The sequence below is a fragment of the Peptoniphilus sp. HCN-40583 genome, assembly GCF_037892835.1.
Classification (GTDB): Bacteria; Bacillota; Clostridia; order Tissierellales; family Peptoniphilaceae; genus Aedoeadaptatus; species Aedoeadaptatus rachelemmaiella.
This window is the reverse complement of record NZ_JBBKBU010000040.1, coordinates 1-9,447: the sequence shown is the minus strand read 5'-3', so window position 1 is coordinate 9,447 and position 9,447 is coordinate 1. Positions and strand designations below refer to the sequence as shown.

The 9,447-nt window shown below is 33.4% G+C and carries 8 protein-coding genes; all 8 read left to right on the top strand.

Features of this window, described 5'->3' with window-relative positions; all coding sequences use genetic code 11:
• Positions 1-276: 276 nt before the first annotated feature.
• The 8 genes from WKT05_RS10250 to WKT05_RS10215 all read left to right on the top strand — a co-directional run bounded on the left by WKT05_RS10250 (position 277) and on the right by WKT05_RS10215 (position 9,431).
• Positions 277-915 carry a TetR/AcrR family transcriptional regulator gene (locus tag WKT05_RS10250; RefSeq protein WP_004804327.1) on the top strand — a complete coding sequence of 213 codons (639 nt, stop codon included), beginning with the start codon at positions 277-279 and terminating at the stop codon, positions 913-915.
• A gap of 129 nt (positions 916-1,044) precedes the next feature.
• Complete coding sequence (locus WKT05_RS10245; protein ID WP_004804330.1) at positions 1,045-1,641, top strand: MptD family putative ECF transporter S component; 597 nt, start codon at positions 1,045-1,047, stop codon at positions 1,639-1,641.
• A complete protein-coding gene (locus tag WKT05_RS10240; RefSeq protein ID WP_340414017.1) occupies positions 1,631-2,344 on the top strand; it encodes an energy-coupling factor transporter transmembrane component T family protein in 714 nt (237 codons plus the stop codon). Before WKT05_RS10245 ends, WKT05_RS10240 begins: the two co-directional genes overlap by 11 nt.
• A complete protein-coding gene (locus tag WKT05_RS10235; protein WP_340414016.1) occupies positions 2,329-3,798 on the top strand; it encodes an ABC transporter ATP-binding protein in 1,470 nt (489 codons plus the stop codon). The genes WKT05_RS10240 and WKT05_RS10235 overlap by 16 nt, the downstream gene beginning before the upstream one ends.
• The gene (locus tag WKT05_RS10230) at positions 3,788-5,578 is read left to right on the top strand and encodes an ABC transporter ATP-binding protein (protein WP_340414015.1); all 1,791 of its coding nucleotides are present in this window, start codon (positions 3,788-3,790) and stop codon (positions 5,576-5,578) included. Before WKT05_RS10235 ends, WKT05_RS10230 begins: the two co-directional genes overlap by 11 nt.
• Positions 5,571-7,316, top strand: coding sequence for an ABC transporter ATP-binding protein (locus WKT05_RS10225; protein WP_340414014.1), 1,746 nt, complete (start codon positions 5,571-5,573; stop codon positions 7,314-7,316). The genes WKT05_RS10230 and WKT05_RS10225 overlap by 8 nt, the downstream gene beginning before the upstream one ends.
• Positions 7,317-7,347: 31 nt before the next feature.
• Positions 7,348-8,700: an MATE family efflux transporter gene (locus WKT05_RS10220; protein WP_340414013.1), complete on the top strand. Its 1,353-nt coding sequence runs from the start codon at positions 7,348-7,350 to the stop codon at positions 8,698-8,700.
• 314 nt (positions 8,701-9,014) lie between these two features.
• Positions 9,015-9,431 carry a sigma factor-like helix-turn-helix DNA-binding protein gene (locus tag WKT05_RS10215; RefSeq protein ID WP_001051307.1) on the top strand — a complete coding sequence of 139 codons (417 nt, stop codon included), beginning with the start codon at positions 9,015-9,017 and terminating at the stop codon, positions 9,429-9,431.
• Positions 9,432-9,447 lie beyond the last annotated feature (16 nt).

Below are 9,447 nucleotides of genomic sequence, written 5' to 3'. Positions count from 1 at the left end.
CAAGCTAAAATTTGATAAAAAAAGAAGCAGATCCCCAAGGGCTGCTTCGTCAATTTTTCGTAAGTGTCCGTACACTTACTGTGCTTGCTACAAAAGAATGATTAGGGTAGCAAGCATTAAGCAAGTTTTGAATTTCTTTGTTCATTATATCAAAAAAAGGGGTTTATCAGTAGTGTTTGTGAAAAATAAATGCCATGAATACTTTTTTTCTTGAATTCAAATATACTAAGTGCTACAATATAACTTAGTTATATTTGAAGAAAGGAGGAGTAAATCGTGGCTAATGGTGATTACGAAGCAACTCATAAAAAAATATTGGATTGTGGAAAGAATATTTTTAAAACACAAGGATTTGAAAAAGCTAATTTAAGAGCAATCTGCAAAGCGGCGGGTGTAACTACAGGTGCTTTTTATGGTCATTTTGAAGATAAGGAAGCTCTTTTCACCGAATTAGTAGAGCCAATCGTGAATCAGATACAAAGTTCTTATGCCATGTATGAAGATGAGAGCTTTGATGTTTATAAAAGAGAAAATCATATAAAGAAAGAAACTATTTCCAAGATTTTGGAATCAAAAGCACAAGGTGCTATTAAAATGGTTCTATATTTCTTTGAACATAAAGATGCATTTGAATTACTGGTCTTTGGTTCTTATGGAACAAAATTTAACAACTTTTTAGACGGAATTATTGAGAAAGAAGATAAAAATCACTTTGAAATTTTAAGTATGATATACGGAGCGGATCATGTAAATAATGTGATAACTAATAGAGGAATTCATCTAATCAACCATGCGTACTTTTATGCATTATCGGAAGTAGCAGTTCATTCTAAAAGTAAAGAAGAAGTGAAATTGAATGCAACTTTGATTTCGGAGTTCTTTAATGAGGGATGGAAAAAGATACGAGGAATATAGAAAATTTTTTTTACCCGAAACATAACTTAGTTATATTTCGAGATCTCAGAAGAATAAAAATAAAACCGGATATTGTTTCTGTATGAAAATAGAAATATATCGAATTGAAAAAACAAGGAGGACAAAATTATGAATTTAAAAGGTATTGTAAAAATAGCAGTATTTTCTGTTATTGGGTTTGTATTAACAATGGGATTAGGTTTTTTGACGGGATCGTTTGGGATGCTTCCAAGTTTATATTTATCATCAGCCCTGCCAACAATTATTGTAGCACCGGTCTTTGTTATTATGTGTAAGCAGGTCGGGCAAAGAGGTACAGCATTTTTATACTTCCTATTGATGGGTGTTTTCTATGTTCTCATGGGAATGTGGCCAGTAATTGCTGTTTGTGCTATTGCAGGACTTTTAGCAGAACTTGTAATTGGTAAAAAGGAAAATTATGAGAATAAGAATATGAAGATTGGGGCTGCGTTTGGAGCAGGTATGTTCATATATTCCTTACATGCTATGTATTTTACGTTTGTATTTGGCGTAGAAGGACTTACAAAGCAATTTCCAAAGATGTTTACAACCGATTACGCAACATTCCTTTACAATTTTTACACACCTAAAAATATCTTGATTTGTTTATTGATTGCAATTGTGGCTTCAGTTATAGGTGCCTATTTTGGAACATATATTTACAATAAATTTTTTAGTGATAGGAAGAAAAAAAGTGTTTTGTAGAGATGAAAAAAATAATATAAACAAATACCAACTATCAGACAAAATCAACCCGCTTACTATAGTTGGGTTGATTTTGCTATTTTCTGTTGTTTTAACAATAGGAGAACAAACCCAATACTTATTTTCCCTTATTTTTGTTTTAGGACTGTTATCCTTATTTTCAATTAAAAAAGCATTTAGAACAATATTTTCATTGCTTATAGTATGGGGACTTATTTATTTACTAAAACCCCATTTAGGAAATGTTTTGATCGGCTCTATATATACAATGCTACTTATAGTGTTGAAATTTGCTCCACTTTTCATCTTGGGAAGAGTTCTGTCTTCATATAGCTCTTCGCATCTAATTGCTGCATTTAGAAAAATTGGAATTGATGGTGGAATAGGTATAGGAATCACAGTATTTTTTCGTTTTATTCCGGAAATCTCTATTAGGATGAAGGAAATAAATAATGGTATGAAAATTAGAGGATTTAAAGCAAGCATTTTCAAACCAATTAGAACATTTGAATTATATTTTGTTCCTCTTATGTATAAGTGCATAGACATAAGTGATACCTTAACTTGTTCAATTATATCAAAAGGAATTGAATACGATGGGAAAAAAACAAGTCTTCATGAGGTGAAAATTACATTTATTGATATCTCAATGATAGTAGGAGGGATGATTTTGTTGGGGGCGAGTTTATGGAAAATATTTTAGAGGCAGAAATAAGATCCTTTCATTATGGAGAGGAGTTGATATTAAAAAATTTAAAAATGTCTATAAAGAAAGGCGAAATTGTAGTCTTAACAGGTCTTTCCGGATGCGGAAAAACAACACTTCTAAGATTACTAAACGGACTTATTCCATCTTTTTATGATGGTGATTTGGACGGAGAAATCAAGATTTTAGGGAAGACAATAACGGAATATAAAAAGGGAGAGTTAGCTAAATATATTGGCAATGTATTTCAAAATCCTAAAGATCAATTTTTTTGTGATGTCGTTGAAGATGAAATTGCTTTAGTGGGTGAAAATTTGGGCTTAGATAGGGCTACATTAAAAGAAAAGGTTGAAGAAGCAATGGACTTATTAGGAATAAGCCATATTAGCAAAAAATCTATTTTTGAATTATCGGGAGGAGAAAGGCAAAAGGTAGCTATAGCTGGAACTCTTATCTATGATACGGATATTATTTTTTTTGATGAGCCATCAAGTAGTCTCGATTACGATAGTATAAAACACTTCAGTGAAATACTTCTCAGATTGAAGACGATGGGAAAGACAATAATTATAGCGGAACATAGACTATATTATTTAAAAGAGATTTTTAGCAGGTTGATTTATATAAAAGATGGTATAATATGTGGTATTTTTCCGAATGGGAGTCTTAGTAATGATAAATGTAAGGAACTTGAGTTAAGAACACTTAATGAAAGAGAATTGGTATCAAAAATAGAACCAATTGTAGCTGAAAGCTACATAAAATTAAATAACGCTTGTATCCATCAAGGGAAAAGAACCTTGATAAAAAACTTAACCTTTCAGGTTGGGAAAAGCGAAATAATGGGAGTTATTGGTCCTAATGGTATTGGAAAAAGTACTTTAGCAAAAGCATTATGCGGGTTATCTGAAAAATACTTAGATGTAAACTATGGGCATAAACAAAAGGAAAGGCTCAGAAACTCATACTGTGTATTACAAGATGTAGATGCTCAGATTTTTTTAGACACCGTAGAAAATGAACTGATATTTTGTAAAGATAAAAATTCAGAAAGTGATTTAGAAGAAATCCGTAACTACTTAAAAGATACAGATTTGTGGCATAAAAAAACCAATCATCCGCAGAAATTATCCGGGGGACAAAAACAACGATTGGCAATTATCACTTCATTTTTATCAGGTCGTAAGCTAATAATTTTGGATGAACCAACATCAGGGCTTGATTATAAAAGCATGAAAATCATGTCCGATTTAATGACTGAAAAAGCAAAGGAGATTCCAATTATAATAATTACTCATGACTTAGAGTTGTTATTTAAAACCTGTCATTCCGTCTTAATGCTCGGCGATAAGGATTATAAAAAAATATCTGTAAAGGGAAATGAAGCGTTAATCATGGATTTTATGGATAAAAAAGGAAATTTATTGAAGGAGAAAAACTATGTTAAATAAGGTTTTTGAATATGCAGGTTCGCATAAAAAATCAATTCACTTAGCAAGTTTTATTATGCTTATTAGTGTAATTATGGGTGTGCTGCCCTTTCTATTTGCATATCAGATTATCAATCCTCTTATTTTAGGTGAGCAATTAGAATTTGAAAGACTTGCTATTTTATTGATCAGTATTTTAGTTTGTTTATTGTTGCAAGCTGTCTTAGGAGGTTTAAGTCTTAATGTATCCCATAAAGCAGCATACAACACGCTACTTGGACTTCGAACATCCTTACAGAAAAAAATGGAAGATCTGCCATTGGGTGTTGTTGAAGAAAAAGGGACTGGTACAATCAAAAAAATGTTCGTGGATGATATTGGCAGTTTAGAAGTGCTTTTAGCTCATTCACTTCCTGAAGGAATAGCGAACCTAATTGTACCTATTATGGTTTATATTTCAATGTTTTTTATTGACTGGAGATTAGCGTTAATGTCATTAGCTTCTATTCCGATTAGCATTCTTGCAATGATGATTATGTACTCTGTAGGTATGAAACAAATGGGACCATATTATATGGCAAGTGGAAAAATGAATAATACCATTATTGAGTATGTAAACGGAATGGAAGTTGTAAAAGTATTTAATAAGCAAACAGAGTCTTATGAACGCCTTTCTAAAGATATCAGTAATTACAGAGATTATGCACTTGCTTGGTATAAGACGGCATGGCCATGGATGGCGTTATACAGTGCCTTACTTCCATGCACGATTATTTTAACATTGCCGCTTGGTGGTTACTTTGTATATATGGGCTATGCAAGCCTTTCTAACTTAATATTGGTATTATGTCTTTCATTAAGTATAGGCTTACCACTACTGAAAGCTCTCGGATTCTTACCAACTATGCCGCAGTTAAATTATAAAATTTCTGCTTTAGAACAAGCCTTAAATATGGCTCCTTTAAAACAGGGAGAAAATGATTTTAAGGGAACAGGACAGACTATTTTATATGACAATGTTACCTTTGGCTATCAGTTAAGTAGGATGGGAGAAAATGGACAGCCTGAAACCTATATTAAGAATGTTATTCATAATGTTAGTTTTACGGCAAGAGCCGGCGAAAAAACAGCGATTGTTGGCGAATCCGGTTCAGGAAAAAGTACTTTGGCTAAACTTTTAATTCATTATTATGATGTTTTAGATGGAAGCATAAGTATTGGCGGACAAGACATACAGGATATAAGATTGGAATCACTCAACAAACAAATTTCTTATGTAGCACAAGACCAATATCTGTTTAATACCTCGCTTTTAGAAAATATTCGCATTGGTAATTTAGATGCCAGTGATGATGAGGTTATAGAAGCAGCTAAAAAAGCCCAGTGCATGGATTTCTTAAATAGACTTCCGAATGGTATTTGTTCTTTAGCTGGAGAAGCAGGAAAGATGCTTTCAGGTGGAGAAAGGCAAAGAATTTCATTAGCAAGAGCTATTTTAAAGAATGCTCCGATTGTTGTGCTTGATGAGGCAACAGCTTACGCAGATCCGGAAAATGAAGAAAAAATGGAAGCGGCTATTCGTGAACTTGTAAAAGGAAAAACCTTAATTGTTATTGCACATAAGTTGCCCTCTATTGTAGATGCGGATCAAATATTGGTTATGGATCATGGTCGTTTAGTTGCGAATGGAAAACATAAAGACTTATTAGAATCTTCAGCAGAATATCGTAAATTATGGGATGCGACACTATTTAGTAAAGATTGGAAAATCAGTAGAAAAGAAGGTGAAATGAATGTTTAGACTAATTTCAAGAATTTTAAATTTATCAGGTAAATACAAAAACAGAATAAAGTCTGCATTTATATTTGCCTTTATTGAATCTATATTAAGTAAAATGCCTATATTTATTGCGTTTACCGTTTTGGTTGGATTTTATGAAAAAACGAATACCTCCAAAACTTTTCTATATGTAGGGGTGGGGCTTGTTTTAGTGGTTTTATTACAAGCAGTAGTTCACTTCTTAAGTGATAAATTACAAAGTGCAGCCGGCTTTATGATTTTTGCTGATAAAAGAATGGAGCTTGGTAATCATCTTAGAAAGCTTCCGATGGGATATTTTACAGCAGGTAATTTAGGGAAAATAAATTCTGTTTTAAGTTCGGACATGGCTTTTATTGAAGAAGTTTCCATGAGTACGATTGCCAATATGATGAGCTATGTATTATCAACACTTGTACTAACAGTATTCATGTTTGTTTTAGATTACAGAATTGGACTGATTGCGGTGTGTGTAACATTGGTTGCAACACTGATTGCAAATAGCATGAATAAGATGTCTTTATCGGAAGCAGCTATTAGACAAGAACAAAGTGAAAAACTAACAGATGCAGTTTTATCATTTGCTGAGGGCATAGGTGTCATTAAAAGTTACAACCTTTTAGGCGAAAATTCTAAATATCTTACAGATAATTTTGTATCTTCAAAGGACACATCTATAAAATTTGAAAATAAAATAACACCATGGACAACTGGATTAAATATTATTTATGGAATTGGCATTACATTTATTTTGGCAGTGGCTATATATCTTAATTATCAGGGAACATTGGGACTTCCCTATATGTTGGGGCTTATTTTGTTTGTGTTTGACTTATTTAGCCCTTTAAAAACACTTTATGGTGAAGCGACAAGGCTTACTGTAATGAACGCTGCTTTGGATCGTATTGAAGAAGTGTTAAATGAAACTGAACTACAAGATGTGGGCAAAAAACAAATTTCAAATTCTGATAACTCAGAACCTGAAATTTGTTTTAATCATGTTAAATTTTCTTATGGTGAAAAAGAGGTCTTGCATGATATGAGTTTCAAAATGAATAAGAATACAATGACGGCTTTAGTTGGGCAGTCCGGTGGAGGAAAATCCACAGTGGCAAATCTTTTGGCAAGATTCTGGGATGTAGACTCTGGAGAAATTTTGATTAGAGGAGTGAATATAAAGGATGTTTCACTGTCTGAATTGATGTCAGAAATCAGTATGGTTTTCCAGAGAGTTTATTTATTCCAAGATACAATTTTTAATAATATTGTTATGGGAAAAGAAAATGCAACTAAGGAAGAAGTTATAGAAGCCGCCCAAAAAGCAAGATGTTATGATTTTATTATGGCACTTCCTGATGGATTTGACACAATGATCGGAGAGGGAGGTGCAACTCTATCTGGTGGTGAAAAACAAAGAATTTCTATTGCTCGTTGCATATTAAAAGATGCTCCTATTGTAATTCTTGACGAGGCAACAGCAAGTGTTGATGTGGACAATGAAAGCTATATACAGGAAGCAATCAGTGAATTGGTAAAGAATAAAACATTATTAGTTATCGCTCATAGATTAAATACTATTAGAGATGCTGATAATATTATTGTAATCAAGGAAGGCAATATTGTAGAACAAGGAACCCATAATGAGCTGATTGCTTTAAATGGGATTTATAAAAATATGGTAGAGCTGCAAAATAAAAATAATGGCGTAAAAATACTGTAAGAAAATATTTATTATAAATGGAGGTAAGTACGTGAAACAGGATATGAAAGAACAACTTCTTACAAAAAGTCCATTATCTTTAATGTTTCAACTATCCATTCCGGCTGTAATCGGAATGATAGTTATAGGATTATATCCATTAATGGATGGAATTTTTGCAGGAAATATTATAGGACAAAGTGCAATGACCGCCTGCGGCGTTGCGATGCCACTTACTTTTTTTAACAGCGGGGTGTCTACACTTCTTGGTGTAGGTTCTGCATCTGTTTTATCACGAGCGATTGGTAAAGGAGATCAGAACACCGTAGATAAAATCATGGGCAACCTGATTTTCTGGGTGATTTTGTATTCGGCGATCATAACAGTTGGCGGAATACTACTTGCACCACATTTTTTAGATATGGTCGGAGCAACAGGTGAGATCAAAGCTTATGGTATCAGATACCTAAGAGTAATATTTATCGGTTCCCTCTTTGTAAATTTTACACAGTCCGCAAACATGGTTATGCGTGGTGAAGGTCTAATGAAAAAAGCCATGATGATAATGGGACTTGGAGCTTTACTGAATATCATTCTTGATCCGATTTTAATGACAGTTATGGGTGAATACGCCATTGAAGGTGCTGCCCTTGCAACGATTACAGCACAGTTTGTTCAGGCGGTTGTAACGCTGCACTACTTCCTGAAAAAGAGTAAAGTCGTTAAAATTCATAAGATTAAGTCCGATGAAGAAATAAAAAAAGAAATGTTTGGAGTAGGCTCATCAGCTATGATGATGCAGCTTCTGTTCATGATTCAACAGACTATGCTTTATAAAATGGCATTTAAGTATGGCGGAGATCCAAACGGAATTTTGATGGCAGCATCGCTTCGTGTATATGCCTTTTCGTTCATTCCACTTTGGGGAATGAGTCAAGGATTGCAGCCTGTTATCGGAACAAACTTCGGAGCAAAGCAATATGAAAGAGTAAGGCAAGCAATGAAGGTATTTTCTATCGGAGGACTTGTTCTTGCAGCAGTCTTTTGGATTCCATCATTGCTGTTATCAAGTCAGATACTTTCCTTATTTGGAGTAGAAGCAAGTATCATAACACAGGGAGTTGGGAATTTCAGACTGTTCTATTCCGTATTTATTTTATATGGAGTAATGGTCATGAGCATTACATTTTTCCAATCTATTGGGAACGGAAAGAAAGCAGGAATTATTGTTATGCTTAGACAGCTCTTCCTATTTGTCCCTGCAATGGTTCTTCTGCCAATGGTATTTGGAGTAAAAGCTGTTTGGTTCACACAGCCCCTTGTTGATTTCATTATGATTGTTGTTGGAATCTTCATGATGCTTGGAGAACTAAATAAGATGAGCAAAGAAAAAGTACAAGCATAAGATTTTTTATTATGTGCGTGGATACCTGAAATAGTAGAAGGGCTTAATTTATGAGGAATAGTTAGCTGTAAAATGGAGGGACAGTATATGATAGAAGCTATATATTTTTTTGAAGTTATAACTCAAAACAAAATCCTTCCTTTTTCTTATAAGATTTACAGTTGTATGTCTTTCCATATTCTCGTCTAAACAATTAAATATAGTAAAGAAAGAACAGGTTTCTTTCATTTTAGAGGACTTCTTATGCCAAGATGCAGGAGTCCTCCTTTTTTGTCTGAAAAACAAATAGACAAAAAAGAAATGGAGGAAACTTTATGGCAAAAGAGTATTACCTTTATGTCAGAGGGCAAAAGGTAAAAGTCAGTGAAGATATTTATAAAGTCTACTGGCGAGAAAAAGAACACGAAAAATATTTAGAGCAGGTGGACAAGAAAAACCACTTGCTCTTTTTTTCATCATTGGATCATGACGGGAATTTTGTAGATAACCTTGCTGATGAAAGTGTGGATGTAGAAAAAATAATTGAAACACAGATCTTAATTGAAACAGTCAGAAAGGCTATGTCAAGGCTGAATGATGAAGAAAGGGACATCATAGAGCGTTTGTATTTTAATGATGAAACATTATCGAGTGTAGCAAGAAGTAAGAAAGTAAGCTATCAAGCTATACAATGGCGAAAAAACAATATTCTTAAAAAGCTAAAGGTGCTTTTGAAAGAATTTATAAAGTAAACGCCTTGTAGATGGG

What these genes read in the sequence shown, in the direction of transcription:
- WKT05_RS10230 (WP_340414015.1), top strand. Translation starts at nt 3,788, where the DNA reads ATGTTAAATAAGGTTTTTGAATATGCAGGTTCGCATAAAAAATCAATT.
- WKT05_RS10225 (WP_340414014.1), top strand. Translation starts at nt 5,571, where the DNA reads ATGTTTAGACTAATTTCAAGAATTTTAAATTTATCAGGTAAATACAAA.
- WKT05_RS10245 (WP_004804330.1), top strand. Translation starts at nt 1,045, where the DNA reads ATGAATTTAAAAGGTATTGTAAAAATAGCAGTATTTTCTGTTATTGGG.
- WKT05_RS10235 (WP_340414016.1), top strand. Translation starts at nt 2,329, where the DNA reads ATGGAAAATATTTTAGAGGCAGAAATAAGATCCTTTCATTATGGAGAG.
- WKT05_RS10215 (WP_001051307.1), top strand. Translation starts at nt 9,015, where the DNA reads ATGGCAAAAGAGTATTACCTTTATGTCAGAGGGCAAAAGGTAAAAGTC.